General features: G+C 68.5%; 13 protein-coding genes. 7 read left to right on the top strand and 6 right to left on the bottom strand.

Translation table 11 applies throughout. The features are described from left to right. Window positions 1-15: 15 nt before the first annotated feature. From G3576_RS06925 to G3576_RS06910, 4 genes are all read right to left on the bottom strand, one after another. Entirely contained in the window at window positions 16-1,602 is a 1,587-nt protein-coding gene (locus G3576_RS06925; protein ID WP_164693618.1) for an ABC transporter substrate-binding protein, read from the bottom strand. Window positions 1,603-1,632: 30 nt separating this feature from the next. Further along, entirely contained in the window at window positions 1,633-2,751 is a 1,119-nt protein-coding gene (locus G3576_RS06920) for a mandelate racemase/muconate lactonizing enzyme family protein (RefSeq protein WP_164693617.1), read from the bottom strand. Between the two features lie 162 nt (window positions 2,752-2,913). Further along, entirely contained in the window at window positions 2,914-3,729 is an 816-nt protein-coding gene (locus G3576_RS06915) for a hotdog family protein (RefSeq protein WP_164693616.1), read from the bottom strand. A gap of 9 nt (window positions 3,730-3,738) precedes the next feature. Then, on the bottom strand, window positions 3,739-6,114 hold the full coding sequence (locus G3576_RS06910; protein ID WP_164693615.1) for a CaiB/BaiF CoA transferase family protein: 2,376 nt from the start codon (window positions 6,112-6,114) through the stop codon (window positions 3,739-3,741). A 270-nt stretch (window positions 6,115-6,384) separates the two neighbouring features. On the opposite strand from G3576_RS06910, the gene G3576_RS06905 reads away from it, so the two are divergent. Further along, window positions 6,385-7,440, top strand: a complete 1,056-nt coding sequence (locus G3576_RS06905; protein ID WP_164693614.1) for a LacI family DNA-binding transcriptional regulator — start codon at window positions 6,385-6,387, stop codon at window positions 7,438-7,440. 649 nt (window positions 7,441-8,089) lie between these two features. Here the strand turns inward: G3576_RS06905 and G3576_RS06900 are convergent. Next, window positions 8,090-9,166, bottom strand: a complete 1,077-nt coding sequence (locus G3576_RS06900) for an LLM class flavin-dependent oxidoreductase (RefSeq protein WP_164693613.1) — start codon at window positions 9,164-9,166, stop codon at window positions 8,090-8,092. A gap of 103 nt (window positions 9,167-9,269) precedes the next feature. Here G3576_RS06900 and G3576_RS06895 point away from each other — a divergent pair, with 103 nt between their 5' ends. From G3576_RS06895 to G3576_RS06885, 3 genes are all read left to right on the top strand, one after another. Further along, window positions 9,270-10,190, top strand: coding sequence for a LysR family transcriptional regulator (locus G3576_RS06895; RefSeq protein ID WP_164693612.1), 921 nt, complete (start codon window positions 9,270-9,272; stop codon window positions 10,188-10,190). Window positions 10,191-10,239: 49 nt separating this feature from the next. Further along, window positions 10,240-11,205, top strand: coding sequence for a Bug family tripartite tricarboxylate transporter substrate binding protein (locus G3576_RS06890; RefSeq protein WP_164693611.1), 966 nt, complete (start codon window positions 10,240-10,242; stop codon window positions 11,203-11,205). Between the two features lie 85 nt (window positions 11,206-11,290). Continuing rightward, window positions 11,291-11,911, top strand: a complete 621-nt coding sequence (locus G3576_RS06885; RefSeq protein ID WP_164693610.1) for a TetR/AcrR family transcriptional regulator — start codon at window positions 11,291-11,293, stop codon at window positions 11,909-11,911. Window positions 11,912-11,914: 3 nt separating this feature from the next. Here G3576_RS06885 and G3576_RS06880 read toward each other — a convergent pair whose 3' ends face one another. Further along, on the bottom strand, window positions 11,915-12,886 hold the full coding sequence (locus G3576_RS06880) for a Bug family tripartite tricarboxylate transporter substrate binding protein (protein WP_164693609.1): 972 nt from the start codon (window positions 12,884-12,886) through the stop codon (window positions 11,915-11,917). 359 nt (window positions 12,887-13,245) lie between these two features. Here G3576_RS06880 and G3576_RS06875 point away from each other — a divergent pair, with 359 nt between their 5' ends. Genes G3576_RS06875 through G3576_RS06865 form a run of 3 tightly spaced genes read left to right on the top strand, consistent with a single transcriptional unit; the run spans window position 13,246 to window position 17,327 of the window. Next, complete coding sequence (locus G3576_RS06875) at window positions 13,246-14,016, top strand: enoyl-CoA hydratase/isomerase family protein (RefSeq protein ID WP_164693608.1); 771 nt, start codon at window positions 13,246-13,248, stop codon at window positions 14,014-14,016. 3 nt (window positions 14,017-14,019) lie between these two features. Then, window positions 14,020-16,140 carry an acetate--CoA ligase family protein gene (locus G3576_RS06870; RefSeq protein WP_164693607.1) on the top strand — a complete coding sequence of 707 codons (2,121 nt, stop codon included), beginning with the start codon at window positions 14,020-14,022 and terminating at the stop codon, window positions 16,138-16,140. Beyond that, window positions 16,137-17,327, top strand: coding sequence for an acyl-CoA dehydrogenase family protein (locus G3576_RS06865; RefSeq protein WP_164693606.1), 1,191 nt, complete (start codon window positions 16,137-16,139; stop codon window positions 17,325-17,327). Before G3576_RS06870 ends, G3576_RS06865 begins: the two co-directional genes overlap by 4 nt. The last annotated feature ends 1 nt before the right edge of the window (window position 17,328 follow it).

Below are 17,328 nucleotides of genomic sequence, written 5' to 3'. Positions count from 1 at the left end.
GTGCTCCCCCGCCGTTCAGACGCGCTTCGTGGCGCGGTGGAAGCGCCAGCGGGCATAGCCGCCCTTCACCTCGTAGCCGAGGTCGATGTTGCCGCGACGGGCTACGGTGAAGGACAGGGTGGACAGCCCGATGAGCGGCAGGTCGCGCAGGACCTGAAGCTCGATCTCCTTGCAGATGGCTTCATAGTCCCGGAAGCTCGAGGTCTTCAGCGCGCGGTCGAGCAGCCCGTCGATGCCGGGCATCGCGACGCCGTAATGGCTGTAATTGCCGCCACCCGAGCCATCCGCCTTCACCACCGACGCCGCCGCCAGTTGCTGCTGGTAGAGCTGCGTCGGGATGGGCGGGTAGCTCGACGAATGCATCGCCAGCGTATTCTTGTCCGAGCGATTATCGGCGTGATACGCGGTGTGGTCGCCGATCTTCAAATCCATGTTGAAGCCCGCCGCGCGCAGCTGTTCCTGCACGATGAGCATGGTGGAGGAATAGTCCTCCCGCCGGCTGCTGTTCGCGGAGAAGCTGATCCCGTTCGGAAAACCCGCTTCCGCCAGCAGCGCGCGGGCGCGGCGTGGGTCGTGGGGGTAGCGTAGTTCCGGCGGCAGCTGTTCGGTCGTGAAGCCAGCGGGGAAACCGGGCGGCTGCAGGCACGCCATCACGCCGCCCATCGGGGCCAGCGCCTGCGACACGGCGGGGCGGTTGATGGCGTGCATCAATGCCTGGCGGACCTTCAGATTGCCGAAGGGGGCCCTCGTCAGGTTCACATGCAGCGTGTTGAAGGAACCTGGCGCCGTCATATCCATCTTCAGCGTGCGGTCACGCTGCAACATAGATTGCACCCAACCCGGGGCGCGCACCGCCTCCATCATGTCGATGCGGCCGGCGAGCAGCGCGAGCGTCCGCGCCGTGGTGTCGGCGATGTACACGCACTCGACGTTGCCGATCTTCGCCTTCTGGCCCCAGTAGCCCTCATGGCGCTTCATGATGATGGCGCCATTGGTGTCGAAGCGGACCAGTTCATAGGGGCCAGTACCGACCGCGTCCGTCGTGAACCGCTCTCCCATCTCCGTCGCCGCCTTCTTGGAGACGATGGAGGTGTTGTTCAGAAAGGCGGTGGATCCGAGGAAGCTGGCATCAGGGCTCTTCAGCCGGATGACGACGCCGTAGCGGCCATCCGGCTGCACATCCGCGACATTCGCGAGGATCGTCGTATTCGTGCCGCCGGTGATCGCGCGCTGGTAGGAGTAGACGACGTCCTCCGACGTCATCTCCCCGTAGCCCTTGTGGAACTGCACGCCTTCCCGCAGCCGGAAGCGCCAGGTCAGCGCATCCTCGGACTGCGTCCAGCTGATCGCCAGCGTCGGGATGTTCTCCTCCGGCGTCACGGCGAAGCGGCCGTCATCCGGGCGCACGAGCTGTTCGTACATCTGCTCGGTCGCCCAGTTGTCCGATCCCTGCGTGGTCAGGTTCGGGTCGCTGTGCCGCGGGCGGGCGGCGGCGATGCCGATGCGGAGCACATCCGCTTCCTGTGCATGGGATGACGCGACGCCAGCCATGCTTGCCGCGAAGGCGGCGCTGCCAAGCTTGAGCACTTCACGGCGATTCATGGTTCTTTCCTCCCTGTTGCGCGGTCGCTGTCAGGCGGTGCGTCGCCTGAGTTCGCCGTCATCGATCTGGATGCCGAGCCCGGGTCCGTCCGGGATGGTGAACTGCCCGCCCTGCGGCTTCGGCAGATCGGGAAAGGCCGCGTCCATGCGGCCCGACCCGTCCGCATATTCCGCAGGCTTCGTCAGATGCATGATGGCGGCGAGCACATGCAGGTTGGCGACATGGCCGATCGTCGGCTGCGTCTGGTGTGGGACCAGTTCAACGCCATGCGCGTAGCAGATCGCGGCGCACTGCATCAGCCCGGTAATGCCACCCATCTTGACGATGTCGGGCTGCACCATGCGGACACCGGCACTGATGATGTCCACCAGGGCCTGCGTCGTATAGGTCTGTTCGGCCGCGGAGACGGTGATGTCGAGGCGCTGCGCGACCTCACCCATGTTGCGCACGTCGTAGTGCTGCACAGGCTCCTCGAACCAGATATAGCCGAGTTCTTCGAGCGCCCGGCCCACCCTGATCGCGCCGCCGACCGAGTAGCCGTTGTTGGCGTCCCAGGCGAGCGGGAAGTCATCCCCCACCAGCCTGCGTACGGCCTTCGCCTTGGCGATGTCGCCGGGAATGTCGAGATCCAGCTTGGAACGATCGCCGTCACGCCGGACCTTGATGGCGGAGGGCTTCTCCCGCTGGAAGCGGCCTTCCACCACCTTCACCACCTCCTCCACCGTGCGGCGCGCATTGCCGCCGACGGAGGAATAGAAAGCCACCTCGCTGCGCCAGGCGCCGCCCAGCATCTTCGCGATGGGCAGGCCGAGCACCTTGCCCTTGATGTCCCACAGCGCGATGTCGACGGCCGCCAGCGCCCCCGTCAGCGCGCCTTCGGGGCCCAGCTTGATGTTCTTGTGGAACAGGCGGTCATGCAGCACCGCCTGGTCGAAGGCATCGGCGCCGATCAGGCCGGGTGCCAAGTCCCGTTCGATGATGCCAAGGGAATGCAGGCCGCCCTGCATGGGCGATGCCTCGCCATAGCCGACGACGCCATCGGTCGTGGTGATGCGCACGAAGGCGCTGCGGCTGCCCGGCGGGTCATCCGCGGACCATGCGACCTGGAACGGCTCGACGGTCTTGATCGTCGCGCGAGCTACCGCCATGGCTTTACCTTCCTGGCCGGGCACGTCGTGGACCGTGTTTGGTCCGCGCTGCCCGCGTTTCCACCCGATTGTTCATTCTTCTGTCGCGCAGGACGCGAAGCTTGTCCTGCACCGCTGCCACGATCTGACGACAGGTGCGATCCGGCTGGCAAGGGGCGTTCTTCACGCATTGGCCGCGTCCCGCCCGTAGAGCTGCGTGCGCCGGAACCGCGCCGCGGGACGGCCATCGGCCAGCACAACCTCGTCGGTCACGACGTAGTGCTTGCCGCGCCGTACGAAGGTCTCGACGATCACGCTCGATGTCTCGAAGCGCTGGCCGGGCGTCAGGGCCGCGAAATGCCGCGCCTCGCAGCCCGTGAGCACGATGGGGCCTGGCCAGCGGAAGCTGCCATTCACCTCGAACATCGCGCGCCGCATCAGGAAGCCGGGATGCGCGATCCCCGTGCTGGCATAGATCGGATGCGTCTCATCGAAGGCCACCCGCGATTCCAGGATCTCCGCCTCCGTCGCCACCGATCCCGCCGTGCCACCCCGGCGCCCGGCAAGCCGGTCGTGAATGGTGACCGATGGACGCTCCTGCGGGAGCGGCAGCGGCAGCATCGGCCAGTCCGTCAAAGACGGCGCTTCGCCCGCAGATGGCGGCGCGATCCAGCCTTCTGCCGCCACCTGGCCATCGACGCCGATCATCGACAGGCGGATCGAGCCATCATCGCCGGGCGCGCAGGTGATGGTCACGTCGTCGCCGTTGTAGACGGGGCGGCGGAAGGTCGCCCCCATGGCACCACGGGCGATCCAATCCACGCCCCAGAGATCGACGGCGACGCGGCTGAAATGGCCATAGAGGAAGGCGCCCGGGACCAGCGCGGCGCGGTAGCCCATGCGGCGCGCCACGGCATCGTCATGCACGCTGCCGCTGTAGCGGGGATTGGCGTCCAGCCGAATGGTGAGCGCGATCGGATCGGCGATGGTGGCTGTCATGGCGTCGCCTCAACCGCCCGGCAACGGCGCGGTCGCCGTCGCCTTCGTGGCCCAGGCCAGCCTGATTTCCTCCGCGCTGAGGCCCGCGATGCGCGCCAGCACATCGTCGGTGTGCTGGCCGAAGGCCGGTGCGGCGCGGCGCTGGCTGCCAGGCGTGGCACTGAGGCGGAAAGGCAGGCCCGGATGCGGATGCTCCCCTGCATCGGGATGCGCCAGCCGATGGAAGAACCCGCGATGCGAGAGCTGGCAATCCTGCGCTACGTCGCGCGGCTTCTGCACGGCGGCGGCCGGCACGCCGGCGCTCTGCAGCTGGTCGGCGATCGCCTGCGCATCCCTGTCGCAGGACCAGGCCGCGATCACCGCGGTCAGCTCATCCTCATGCCGCTTGCGGTCGGCATGCGTCGCGAAGCGCGGATCGGCGGAGAGATCGTCTCGCCCCATCGCCTGGCACAGGTCGCGCCATTCGCGATCGTCACGAACGGCGATGGCGACCCAGGATTCATGGCCCGCACAAGGGAAGGCATCATGCGGCGCCGCATGCGGCAAGCGGTTGCCGTCACGGACGGGATCCTGGCCGGTCTCGGCCGCGGACAGGATTTCGCCGCCGATCAGATGCATCGCGGCCTCGACCTGCGGGACCTCTACATGCTGCCCCTCGCCGGTGCGCTGCCGGTGGCGGAGCGCGGTGAGGATCGCGGCCGCCGTGTTGAAGCCGCCGATGGGGTCGAGATATGAGGGGCCCGTCGTCTCCGGCTGGCCATCCCGGTATCCGACCAGGCTCGACATGCCGGCCGCCATCTCCATGGTCGGGCCAAGCGCTGCATGGTTGGACAGCGGGCCGGACAGGCCGAAGGCCGGCAGTTCCGCCACGATCATGTCGGGGCGCAGCGCGCGCAGGCTTTCATAATCCAGCCCGAGCTTGGCGAGCGTTCCGGGGCGGAAGTTGCAGATGACGACATCGCAGGCGGCGGCGAGGCGCTTCGCGATGGCGCGCCCTTCCTGCGTCTTGAGATCGAGGATGCAGGAGAGCTTGTTGACGTTCTGCGAGTTGAAGAGGAAGGAGCGGTCATAGGGCCGCTCCCCCGGCTCGCCCGCCGGGAAGTTGTCGGGGTTCGGGCGTTCCTTGTTCAGGCGCCAGGAATTCACGCGGTTCGGCGATTCGATGTGGATGCATTCGGCGCCGAGGAAGCCGAGGACGCGGCCCGCCATCGGCCCCGCCCAGGCGGTGGTCAGCTCCATCACGCGCAGGCCCGACAAGGGGCCGGTTCCGGCAGCAGCGCGCGGCGCCTGCACCAATCCCTCGCGGACGGGGCGCGGATCCCACGCAACCTTCCCCTGCCCCAGCGCAGGCGGGCCGCCGCGGACGCGGCGCGGCGTGCGCGACAGCCTGAAGGTCGGGCCGAGGATGCGCCGCCCGTCCGGCAGGCTCTCCCAGTAGCCGCGCTCTGCCAGGTGCTTCTGCACCGGCAGTTCCGTCAGTCGATAGGATTTGGCGGCGATGACGTCGGCGCGCTGCAGCCGGTCCACCAGCGCCTCGGCCTCCTCCCCGCCGAGATGCGCCTGGATGATCGCGAAGAGCTCCACCCAGTTCTGGCGGCGGATCACCGGATCGGCGAAGCGGTCGTCGGGGATGAGGTGCTGCAGCCCGACCGTCTCGCAAAAGCGCACCCAGCGGTGGTTGTAGATCCAGATGCAGACCCAGCCATCGCGGCAAAGGATCTGGCCGCAGGGATTGGTCCGATCCGCACGGGTGCGGAGCGTGCCGCTGTAGATGTGCTGGAAGGCGTGCGGGAAGCAGGTGGCCGCGGCGGTCTCGGCAGCCGTGATGTCGACATGCTGGCCGCCGCCGCGCTCCTCCCGCGCCTGCAGCGCCGCCAGCGCGCCGATATAGGCCGCGAGGCCGGCGGCGTAGGAGGAACGGTCCCCGCAGCCATAGAGCGGCTCGCGACCATCCTCGCCATTGTTGAACATCATGCCGGACAGCGCCTGGATGACGATCTCCGGCCCTGCCCAGCCCGCGCGCGGCCCTTCGCGACCGAAGGGCGTCACATCGACCGTCACGCAGGATGGCGACAGGCCGGACAGCGATCCAGGGCGCGACGACGGCAGGATCACGACATCGGCGGCGGCGAGCAGCGCCTCGCGCTCCCGCTCCGGCAGCGCCGTCAGCACAATGGAGTGCTTACCTGAATTGAGATGCAGGAAAGTCAGGGAGTCGCCACCGGTTACTGAGAAAGGCGGCTTTTGGCGGATGACGGAGCCGTCCGCCGGCTCGGCCAGCACGACCTCGGCGCCGAAATCGGCGAAGAGCCGCGCGCAGTACTGGCCGGCAATCGATTCAGAGGCATCGACCACACGGAGGCCATGCAGAGCATGGTCCGGCATTTCCTTGGCTCCCACTTCCTCCACCGTGCCGGCCGGTTGCCCCGGCTGCCGATGTCTTGCGATGACGCTAGATGAGCATGAAACCGCTTGCAACACCTCTTCTACACGCACTCACCACGAGCCGCGCAGGCCGGGACGCAAGCCATCAGCTGGCGTTTCGGGCAAATAAGTTCCGTCATGCGGCCATACTGTCGAGAATTCACGACCGATAAGTCCTGTGTCAGGCGGCCGCAGCCTTGCATCAATGATGCAATCATGGTTCATGTTGGCATGCATGAGCGCCCCCTGACCTCCCGCGATCTCGCCCAGTTGATCGGCGTGAGCCAGTCCGCCGTCTCACGCGCCTTCAACCCCGCCGCCTCCATCGCGCCGGAGATGCGTGCGCGCATCCTCTCCGCGGCCAAGCGGCTCGGCTACAGCCCCCACCCGATCGCGCGGAACCTGACGGGTGAACGCCGCGACGTGGTCGGCATCGTCATTTCCGATTTCGCCAACCCGTTCTACTCGACGCTGCTCGACCGGCTGACACAGCGGCTGCAGGAAGCCGGGCTCCAGGCCCTGCTGTTCAACGTCACGCCCGGCGCCGACGTGAAGCAGCAACTGGCCGCGCTGCGGCTGCACAACATCTCCTCCCTCATCGTCATCTCTGCGACCGTGCTGTCTGCGCGCGACTTGCTCTGGGCGGCGGAAGGGCGCCGCATGCTGCTTGTCAACCGCGTCGCGGGCGAGACGGACCTGCAATCCGTCAGCTGCGACAGCGTAGCCGGCACGCGTGACATCGCCGACCATTTCCACGCGATTGGCGTGCGCCGCGTGGCCTATGTCGGCGGGCTGGAACACACCGTCATTGCGCGCGAACGCCGCGACGCCTTCATCACTCGCATTGCCGAACATGGCATGACGCTGACGGAAGCCGTGACCGCCGGCGAATACAGCTACACCGCGGGTTGGCGGGCGGCGGAGGGCCTGTGCCTGTGGAGGCAGCCCGAAGCCGTGTTTTTCGCCAATGACATCCTGGCGACAGGCGGCATGGATGCGCTGCGGGACAGGCTTGGCCTGCGCATTCCGGCGGACATCAAGGTGGCAGGCTTCGATGATGTCGCCATGGCGTCCTGGCCACGCTACCTGCTTACTACCGTTCAGCAGCCAGTGGACCTGATCGTCGAGGAAGCCGTGAAGCGCGCCATGCCGGCCTCACCTCCCAGCGACGGTCCACAGGATCTGCGTATTCCGGCTAGGCTGATAGTCCGGCAGTCGACATCCGCCGAATCTCAAGAGACGATGCTGGGTCCGAACGGATCAGTCACAGAGCGGACGGCGCGGTGACGGCGAACGACTAGGCCACAGCGCGGAGCGGCCCACCGTTGCGTCGGAAGCGGGCCGTTACACCCCATGCGCGACCTCGGAAGACCGCGCGGCGGATGCGCTCACGGTATGAGCCTGCGCAGCCTCATCGATGTCGGTTCCCCGATGACGGATACGGCGTTGGCATGCCGTAGAAACTGAACCGTACGGGGCTTCAGCCCGCGTCATTGCAACGGCTGCCGGCACTACCGATTGTCAACGCAATGAGCGATATGCTTGGTAATTCCCGGCTGCTGCGGATGGCACCAGGAGCGACAGCAGCGGCGGAGGCGGGCCGCCCGATCACAAACCGGGCGTACCGCCTTCGTAGACGTCACGTGAGCGAAGACCCGCGCCATCGCATCGATCGGGCCGCAGCTCTGCGCAATCTCCATGCTGGCCAGCGAAGTGGTCTGGCAAGCGGCGTGCTGTCCGCCACCATGCCATCGAAAGCAGCAGGGCAGGCGGCACCGATCCCGGTTCACCGCCGCGCCGTTCGGATGGTTCAAGCCCCGGTTCCGCAGCCGCCAAACCTGTCGCACAGCGGTTGAAGCGGCTCGTCAAGAGCTGCAACTTGCCGGGATCGTCCATCGCCACCGCCCCGTCCTTCCCGATGGGGATTGGAACCGCCTCACTCCGCGGCCAGAGTCGCCACCGGCGCGTCCACGCCGAGTTCCTTGCGGATCGCGGGGATGATGCGCGTGCCCCACAGCTCGATCTGCTTCATCATGGTCTTGTGGTCGAAATCGCCGAGTTGCGTCTGGATGGCGACGTGCTTCGGTTTGAGGATGCGGATCTCCTGCACCATCCGCTCCACCACGCGATCCACGCTGCCGACCGGCAGGTTGTCGTGCATCTGGTCCAGCGTCAGGTCGTTGGGCGATTCTTCCTCCTTCACCAGGAAGCCGTCATCGGACTGGGCGCGACGGAACTTCAGTGCCTCCGAGATGCGGCGCTGGTAGCGCGCATTCTCGAGGTAGCTCATCACCTCCGCCTTGCTGTCGCTGACATAGGCGCAGCGCAGCAGGCCGAGCGTGGTGTCCTCTATCCGCTTGCCTTCCTTGACCGCGATGGCAGAGAGGTTGTCCCGCATCTGCTGGAGCCGATCGGTGCCGTTCAGCAGCGCGGTGACGAAGAGGTTGTAGCCCTCCCGGATCGTGCGGGCCTGCGTCTCGGCGTGGGAGGCCGCGACCCAGATCGGCGGCATGGGCTGCTGGACGCAGCGCATGCTGATGGAGGTCAGCGGCAGCTGGAAATGCTTGCCCTCGTAGCTGAAGCCCTTCTGCGTCAGGCCCAGCTTCATGATGTCCAGCAATTCGTGGAACATCGCGGGCGCGTCGGCGATGTCCACGCCGAAGCGATCGAATTCGAACTTCTGGTAGCCGGAGCCCACGCCGAAATTCAGCCGGCCATTCGTCACCGTGTCGCAGAAGCCCACTTCCGTGAGCAGCCGCAGCGGATGGTACATCGGCAACACGCAGATGGCGCTGCCCAGGCGGATGCGCTTCGTCTGCGACGCCATATGCGCCACCATCATCAGGGGCGAACCGCAGAGCCCGTAGTTGGAGAAGTGGTGCTCCGCATACCAGGCGGCGTCGATGCCGGCCTGGTCCGCGGCGATGGTCTGCTCGGTCGCGGCGAGCAGCACGTCGGCGGAGCTCTGATGATACCCGCGCTGCTGCATCAGGATGAAGATGCCGAATTCCATGGACCTGTCCCTCCCTTGATGGGAGGAGCCTAGGCCCTGGCCGATCCGCGCAACAATGGGTTAAGTGAGAGCAGCATCTGTGCGTTTTCGGTAAAGGTGGGCGATGCGGCGTCTGCAGGCGATGGAGCTTTTTGCCAGCGCCGTCCGGGAAGGCAGCTTCTCTGCCGCCGGTCGGCGCGCGGGGCTGTCGCCGGCTGCCGTTTCCCGGCAGGTCGCGGCGCTGGAGGCATCGCTCGGCACGCAGCTGCTGAACCGCACCAGCCGTTCCCTCGCTCTGACGGAGGCCGGCCGGGAATACTTGGCGCGGCTGGAGCCGATCCTGCAGGACATCGCGGAGGCCGAGGCCGCGGCCGCGGCGCTGCAGGCCACGCCACGCGGCACGCTTCGCGTCCATTCACGCCTCATGTTCGGCATGCGCGTGGTGGCGCCGCTGATCCCGGCCTTCCAGGAACGCTATCCCGAGCTGCGGGTGGAACTGCGCCTGGCGGAGCACGCCGCGCGGCTGGCCGAGGATGACATCGACGTCGACCTGCGCATCGGTGCGCCCCCCGAACGCCACCTGATGCAGCGCCGCCTGCTGCGCAGCGAACGCGTTCTGGTCGCCAGCCCGGACTACCTCACCCGCATGCCCGCGCTTCGCTCTCCGCGCGACCTGCTGGCGCATCACTGCCTCGCCTACTGGATGGGGCCGGAGGATGTCGTCTGGCGCTTCCTCGACCAGGGCGTGCTCGAGGAGCTGCGCATCGCGGCGCGCTTCTCCGCCAACAACGGCGAGGTACTGCGCCAGATGGCGCTGGCCGGCCACGGCATCGCGCTGCTGGATGACTATACCGTGCGGGAGGAGCTGGAGGCAGGCCGCCTGACGCGCCTGCTGCCACATCTACGCGTGACGAATACGGGCTTCGAACTCGGCATCTTCGCAGTCTTCCGCCAGACCAGCCTGCTTCCGGCCAAGACGCGTGCCTTCCTCGACTTCCTCGTCGCCGCACTGCCGCGCAGCCTGGGGCGCGCCGAGGCTGATTGACCGATCGGTCAGCTCCTGCCAAATGTCGTCCGAGGCAGGAGGAAGCGTGATGCAGCATCGCATGGGAAGGCGCGTGGCGCTGGCGGGTCTGGCCGGCCTGCCCTTGACTGGTGTGGCATGGGCGCAGGGTCGTCCGGTACGCATCGTCGTGCCCTACAGCGCCGGCAGCGGGCCCGATCTGTTTGCGCGCCGCCTCGCGCAGGGGATCGCGCCCCGGCTCGGCCAGGCCGTCATCGTGGATAACCGCGGCGGTGCCAGTACCATGCTGGGGGCGGAGCATGTCGCCGCCTCGCCCGCCGATGGGCTCACGCTGATGATGACGGCCTCCACCACCTTCGCGGCCAATCCGCATCTCTATCGGCGGCTGAGCTACGATCTTGCGCAGTTCCAGCCCATCACCATGCTGGCCCGAACCCGCCTCGCCCTCTATGCCAGCCCGACCTTCGCCACTACGGACATGGCCGGCGCCGTCGCCCTGGCCCGCGCAGCGCCGGAGCCCCTGCACTACGGCATCACGGGGCGCGGCAACTCCACGCACCTGACCGGGGAGGCGCTGAAGATCGCGGCCGGGATCGAACTGCTCGACGTGCCCTATCGCGGCACGCCCGCGATGCAGCAGGGCGTGATGCGGGGCGACATCCCGCTCGCGATCGACGGCATCCCTGCCTGGCTCTCCATCGCGCGGGATGGTCGCGTCAAGGTCCTGGCCGTGACCGGCGAAGGCCGCGTGGGCGCGCTGCCGGACGTGCCGAGCTTCGCGGAGGCAGGGCTGGCCGATACCGGCCAGCAGCACTGGTATGGCCTGTTCGCCCCGGCCGGGCTGCCGGCACCGGTGCTGGAGCGCACCCATGCGGCCGCCGTCGCCGCGATGGCGGATCCGGAGCTCTGGCAGGGCCTGGCGCATGAGGGTGCGACGATCGAGACGAACACGCCTGCTTCCTTCACCGCGCAGATCGCGACGGAAGCCGAAGCCTGGGGCCGCGTGATCCGACGCGTGGGCCTAGTCCTGGAGTAAGCCGGAACACCTGACCGTCCGGTCGATCCTTGCCAGGGCGCCGCAATAGCGCCAGATGGTCGGCCGGTGGAGCAGGAGGTGACGCATGGCGCGCGCGGCAGTGAAAGCCCAGGCAGCGGAGCCGCTGGACGGGGCTGAGCGCATCCTGCAGATCCTCTCGGAATCCGCGCGGCTCTTTGCCACCACGGGCTATGACGGCACCTCGATGCGGGACATCGCCGAGGCCTGCGGCATCTCCAAATCCCTGCTCTATCATCACTTCAAGGACAAGGATGAGATCTACGCCCGCATCACGCTGGGCTCCACGCGGGAACTCTACCAATTTGTCTTCGACCGCCTGCCGGAGGGCGCCCGGCCGATCGAGCGCATCCGCGGCTTCATGGTCGCGACCGGCGAATACTTCCAGCGCTACCGCTGGGCCTGGGTCGCCTCCACCACCGCTTTCTGGAACGACCCGGAGCAGCGCCGGCAGAAGGAGCGCATGATGTGGCGCGACCGCTACGAGAACCTGCTGCGCGGCCTGATTCAGGCGGCGATCGAGGCCGGCGAGTTGCGGCCGCTGGACGTGCCGCTGGCCGGCCGGCTGATCTTGTCTTCGCTCAACTGGATGCACCGCTGGTACAAGCCGGAGAAGGGAATGTCTGCGCCGCAGATCGCGGATGCCTATTTCGACATGATCCTCAACGGCCTGAAGGTGGAGGGCTGAGCGCTATTCCAGCCTGAGGCCGATACTGCGGATCAGCCCGCCCCAGCGGTCGCTCTCCGCGGCAAGCAGCCGCTCGAAGGCCACGGGCTCGATCTCTTCCATCGTCGCGCCCATGGCAACCATCTGGGCCGTCAGCGAATCCCCGCGCAGCCCCGCGCGCGTCGCCGCCAGGATTCGCGCCATCACCGCATCCGGCGTGCCGGCCGGTGCGAACAGGCCGTACCAGTAGCCCTGCGCCAGGTCGGGGAAGCCGGCTTCGGCGAAGGTCGGCACATCCGGCATCGCCTCCGCCCGCCTCTCCCCGGTGATGGCCAGCGCGCGGATCTCCCCGGCGCGCACCATGCCGGCGTAGGTCGCAAGCCCATCGAAGCCGACATCGACATCGCCGCGAATCAACGCCTGCGCCGCCGCCGTGCTGGCGCGGAAGGGCACATCCGTCATCGACAGGCCTGTCACCTGCTTCATGCGCTCGCCCGCCAGATGCGCGACGCCGCCCCGAAGTGTGGTGGTGTAGGTGATGCCGTGGGGCTGCCGGCGCGCATATTCGATCAACTCCGCCAGGCTGCCCACGGGCAGGCGCGGATTGGCGTAGAGCACGAGTTGCGCGCGCATCAGCTGCGTCACCGGCCGGAACTGCTCCAGCCGGTAGGGCAGCCGCGCGAGGAGATGCGGATTGACGGCGAAGGTGGTGGAGGAGGTCAGCAGCAGCGTATAGCCATCCGGCCGCGACTGCGCGACATGCTCCGTCGCAATCAGGGTGGACGCGCCAGGGCGATTGTCGATCACCACGGGCTGGCCCAGAGCCTCCTGCATGGCCGGCTGCATGGCGCGCGCCAGAATGTCGGGCTCCCCGCCTGCCGAGAAGGCCACGACGAGGCGGACGGGTCGTTCCGGCCAGTTCGACTGCGCCTGTGCCGGCCGGGCAAGGCCCAGCGCGCTGGCGGCCAGTGCCTGCCGCCTCGTGAGATCGCTCATCCTGTCGTCCTCCACCTGCGCCGCCCGTTGTTCCGGGCTTGATGCTTACCGTTCCGATCGCGCCGCCCGCACTGAACCGCCCTGCGCCGTCGAGGGAACGGCGCACGTGGTGCCACCCTGGGGCCGCCCTTGAACCTCGCGGCGACACGGGGGCGAGGGACCGCTTCCCATCGCGAATTCCTACAGACCGAAGGATAGGACCTGGCTGACCAATCGGTCAATGAAGGACTTCTGCGGTCCGCATGGCTTGCGCCGGCGCATGGCGATGGCCTAGAAGATCGGGGACTGACCGATCGGACAGTCCGGTCGACCGGACAAGCCGCCGCCAGGACAGCCGCAAAGAGGGGGAAGGAACGAGCATGGCTGAGGATATCGTGACTCTGGAGGTCACGGACCATGTCGCCCTCGTCACGCTCAACCGCCCGCCGGTGAACGCGCTGAACCGCGCGCTGCGCGACGCGATCATCGAGACCTTCGACGCCATCTCGGAACGCGACGACATCCGCGTGGCCGTTCTCACCGGCGCCGGCCGCGCCTTCTGCGCCGGCGCGGACCTTAAGGACCGCCCTGATCCCACCCGGACGGGCGCCTACCACGCACATAACCGCGTGACGCGGGAGACGGGCAACGCCATCCGCGAATGCGCCAAGCCCGTCATCGCTGCGGTCAACGGCGCGGCCCTCGGCGCCGGGCTCGGGTTGATGGCGGCCTGCGATATCTACTTCGTGGCGGAGGACGCGGTCTTCGGCATGCCGGAGATCGATGTCGGCCTGGCCGGCGGCGGCGCCATGCTGCGCACCATCTTCGGCCGGTCCACCATGCGGCGCCTGATGCTGACGGGCGACCGGCTGACCGGGGCCGAGCTCTACCGCCGTGGCATCGTGGAGGCCGCGCTGCCGCTGCCGGAGTTGCTGCCGGAAGCCATGCGCATGGCGACGCGCATCGCGGGCAAGAGCCCGCTGGCGGTCAACTACGCCAAGACTTCCGCCAACATGGTGGACCTCATGCCGCAGCGCGACGCCTATCGCTTCGAGCAGAACTTCACCGTGGCGCTGTCCCGCACCGAGGATGCGAAGGAGGCGCGGATGGCCTTCGTCGAGAAGCGCAAGCCGAACTTCAAGGGGCGCTGAGCCATGCCGCTGCTCGGCGCCGGCCTCGGCGCCATCCTCGCTCCGCGCTCCATCGCCATCATCGGCGCTTCGCAGGATGCCACCAAGATCGGCGGAAGGCCGGTGGAGCTGCTGCGCCGCTTCGGCTTCCCCGGCGCCATCTACCCCGTGAACCCCCGCGCGGCGGAGGTGCAGGGCCTGCCCGCCTATCCCACCATCCAGGCGGTGCCCGAGGTGCCCGACCTCGCCATCATCGCCGTCGCCGCGGAAGGCGCTCCCGATGCACTAGAAGGCTGCGCGGCCAAGGGTGTCGCGGCCGCCGTCATCTTCTCCTCCGGCTTCGCCGAACTGGGCGAGAAAGGCGAAGCGCTGCAGGCCAGGCTGCGGGAGATCGCGCACCGCACCGGCATCCGCGTGCTCGGTCCCAATTGCCTCGGAGCCGCCAGCATGGCGGAACGTAGCATCGCCACCTTCTCCGTCGTGCTGGAAGCCGGCATGCCGCAGGCGGGGCCGATCGGGATCGCCTCGCAGAGTGGCAATATCGGCAGCTACACCATGCTGCTGGCGCGGGAACGTGGCATCGGCGTCAGCCGCTTCCTGACCACGGGCAATGAATGCGACGTCAATATCGCCGATGGCATCGCCTATCTCGCGCGCGATCCGGCGACGCGCGTCATCCTCTGCGTGCTGGAGACCTGCCGCGACGCGCCGCGCCTGATCGCGGCGCTGGAGGAGGCGCGCCAGGCCCGCAAGCCTGTGGTGGTGCTGAAGATCGGCGCCTCCGAAGCCGGCCAGGCCGCCGCGGCATCCCATACCGGGGCGCTGGCGGGGTCGGATGCCGTGGCGGATGCGGTGCTGAAGCGCGCCGGCGCGGTGCGCGTGCACAGCGTCGAAGCGCTGCTCGACCTGGGCCATGCCGCCGCCGTGCTGGGCGACAGGCTGCCGGCCGGCCGCCGCACCATGCTGCTGACCGCCTCCGGCGGCTTCGGCGTGATGCTGGCGGATGCCGCCAGCGCGGCCGGGCTCGCCCTGCCCTCTCCCAGCGAGGCGACCCAGAGTCGCATCCTCTCCGTCGTGCCCTACGCTTCGCCCCGCAATCCCGTGGATGCGACGGCGCAGATGTCGAGCCGCCCGGAGATCCTGGCGGAGATTTTGGCCGCGCTGCTGGAGGATGATGGCTGCGACGCGCTGCTGCTGCTGCTGTCCGCGTCGCTCTACCTGCCCCGGCTGCGCGCCATCTACATGCCGACCCTGCGCGCGGTGCGGGAGAAGCATCCCGACCGCATCGTCATGCTCGCCGTGCACGGCCCTGCCGACGCCATCGCGGAACTGACCGCTATGGGCTTCCCCGTGGTCGATGGCGTCGATGCCTCCACCCGCGCGCTGGCAGGGCTCTGCGCGCTGTCGGACGCGCGGCGCGTCCCCGCGCCGCCGGCACCGCCCGCGCCTGGCCCGACGATCGATCTCCCGGCGCTTGCCACCGAAGCCGGCGCCAAGCAGGCGCTGGCCGCAGCCGGCCTGCCGGTGCTGCCGGAACGGGTCGTGGCCGATGCCGCCGGTGCCGTCGCGGCGGCGACGTCCATGGGCTTCCCCGTCGTCCTCAAGATCGTCTCGCCTGACCTGCCCCACAAGACGGAAGTCGGCGGCGTCGTGCTGGACCTGCGCGACGCAGCGGCCGTGGCCGAGGCGCATGACGCCATGTTCGCCCGCGTGCGCGCGGCGGCGCCCGCGGCGCGGATCGAGGGCATGCTCGTCTCCCCCATGGTGACCGGCGGGGTCGAGATGATCCTCGGCACCAAGCGCGATCCGGTCTTCGGGCCCGTCGTGCTGGTCGGCCTCGGCGGCATCTTCGCGGAGGTCCTGCAGGATGTGGCACTGCGCCCTGCCCCGGTCGAGGAAGCGGAGGCGATGGCGATGCTGCGCAGCCTGAAGGCCTTCCCCGTGCTCGATGGCGTACGCGGCCGGCCGAAGGCGGATCTGCGCGCCGCCGCTTCCGCCATCGCCGCGCTGTCGCGCTTCGCCGCGCAGCACGCGGCCGACATCGCGGAGATCGACATCAACCCCTTGCTGCTGCGGCCGGAAGGCCAGGGCGCGGTGGCGCTGGACGCGCTCATCCTGCCCGCGCGGATGGAGCACCCCGCATGATGGACGGCATGCTGCCCGAACTGACGGGCGAGAGTTTCCGCACCCATGTCCGCGACTGGCTCGCTGCCAATGTCCCCCCGGGCATGCTTGCCGACCAGCCCGGCTACACGACGCCGACGCTCGACCAGTGCCGCGCCTGGGAAGCGGCGATGCATCGCGCGGGGCTCGCCGGGATCACCTGGCCCAAGGCCTATGGCGGGCATGGCCGCACGCTACGCGAACACCTGATCGCGAACCAGGAGATTGGCGCCCTCGCCTTGCCGGAAAGCGTCAGTTCCATCGGCAAGGAACTGGCCGGCCCCATCATCCTGGCCATCGGGACGGAGGAGCAGAAGCGCCGCTACCTGCCCGCCATCCTGGAGATGCGGGAGATGTGGTGCCAGGGCTTCTCCGAGCCCGAGGCGGGGTCGGACCTGGCCGGGCTGCGGACCCGCGCGGTGCGCGATGGCGGGGGCTGGCGCATCACCGGCCAGAAGGTCTGGACCAGCGGCGCCGCCAAGGCCGCGCGCTGCCTGCTTCTGGCCCGCACCGGACCGCTCGAGGACCGGCACAAGGGCCTCGCCCTCTTCGCCGTGCCGATGGACGCGCCCGGCATCCGCGTGCGGCCGATCCGCCAGATCAACGACAAGGCGGGCGGCTTTGCCGAGGTCTTCCTGGATGACGTGCCGGTGGGGCAGGAGGATGCGCTGGGCGCGCCGGATGAGGGCTGGGCCGCCGCCATCCGCGTGCTCGGCATTGAGCGCGCCACCAACCGCATGTACCGCGCCTGGCGCTTCGAGAATGAGTTGCGCCACCTGATCGCCGCCTGCCGGCAGGATGCTGCGCTGATGCCGCTGCTGCGCGACGGCGCCTATCGCCGCCGGCTGTCGGATACGCTGATCGACATCGAGATCGTGAAGGGCAACGTCGAGCCGGTGGTGGAGGCGCTGGTGGCGGGTGAGCCGATCGGTGCCCGCGGCAGCCTCATGAAGCTGCATTGGAGCGAGGCGCATCAGCGCTTCGCCTCGCTGGCGATGGAGATGCTGTCTCAGGCAAGCCCGGAGGCGCCGCCCGCCGTCATCGCCGCGCAGAAGCGCTTCAAGGACATCTACCTCCAGGCGCGGGCGGAGACGATCTACGCCGGCACCACCGAGATCCAGCTCGGCATCATCGCCGATCGCGTGCTGAACCTGCCGCGGGGGAAATGAG

This window comes from Falsiroseomonas algicola (assembly GCF_011040385.1).
GTDB lineage: Bacteria > Pseudomonadota > Alphaproteobacteria > Acetobacterales > Acetobacteraceae > Falsiroseomonas > Falsiroseomonas algicola.
This window is presented reverse-complemented; position numbering and strand designations above follow the sequence as displayed.

Coding starts and splice junctions, on each gene's coding strand:
- G3576_RS06895 (WP_164693612.1), top strand. CDS start 9,270: ATGCGGCGTCTGCAGGCGATGGAGCTTTTTGCCAGCGCCGTCCGGGAA.
- G3576_RS06890 (WP_164693611.1), top strand. CDS start 10,240: ATGCAGCATCGCATGGGAAGGCGCGTGGCGCTGGCGGGTCTGGCCGGC.
- G3576_RS06905 (WP_164693614.1), top strand. CDS start 6,385: ATGCATGAGCGCCCCCTGACCTCCCGCGATCTCGCCCAGTTGATCGGC.
- G3576_RS06925 (WP_164693618.1), bottom strand. CDS start 1,602: ATGAATCGCCGTGAAGTGCTCAAGCTTGGCAGCGCCGCCTTCGCGGCA.
- G3576_RS06870 (WP_164693607.1), top strand. CDS start 14,020: ATGCCGCTGCTCGGCGCCGGCCTCGGCGCCATCCTCGCTCCGCGCTCC.
- G3576_RS06900 (WP_164693613.1), bottom strand. CDS start 9,166: ATGGAATTCGGCATCTTCATCCTGATGCAGCAGCGCGGGTATCATCAG.
- G3576_RS06910 (WP_164693615.1), bottom strand. CDS start 6,114: ATGCCGGACCATGCTCTGCATGGCCTCCGTGTGGTCGATGCCTCTGAA.
- G3576_RS06880 (WP_164693609.1), bottom strand. CDS start 12,886: ATGAGCGATCTCACGAGGCGGCAGGCACTGGCCGCCAGCGCGCTGGGC.
- G3576_RS06865 (WP_164693606.1), top strand. CDS start 16,137: ATGATGGACGGCATGCTGCCCGAACTGACGGGCGAGAGTTTCCGCACC.
- G3576_RS06915 (WP_164693616.1), bottom strand. CDS start 3,729: ATGACAGCCACCATCGCCGATCCGATCGCGCTCACCATTCGGCTGGAC.
- G3576_RS06885 (WP_164693610.1), top strand. CDS start 11,291: ATGGCGCGCGCGGCAGTGAAAGCCCAGGCAGCGGAGCCGCTGGACGGG.
- G3576_RS06875 (WP_164693608.1), top strand. CDS start 13,246: ATGGCTGAGGATATCGTGACTCTGGAGGTCACGGACCATGTCGCCCTC.
- G3576_RS06920 (WP_164693617.1), bottom strand. CDS start 2,751: ATGGCGGTAGCTCGCGCGACGATCAAGACCGTCGAGCCGTTCCAGGTC.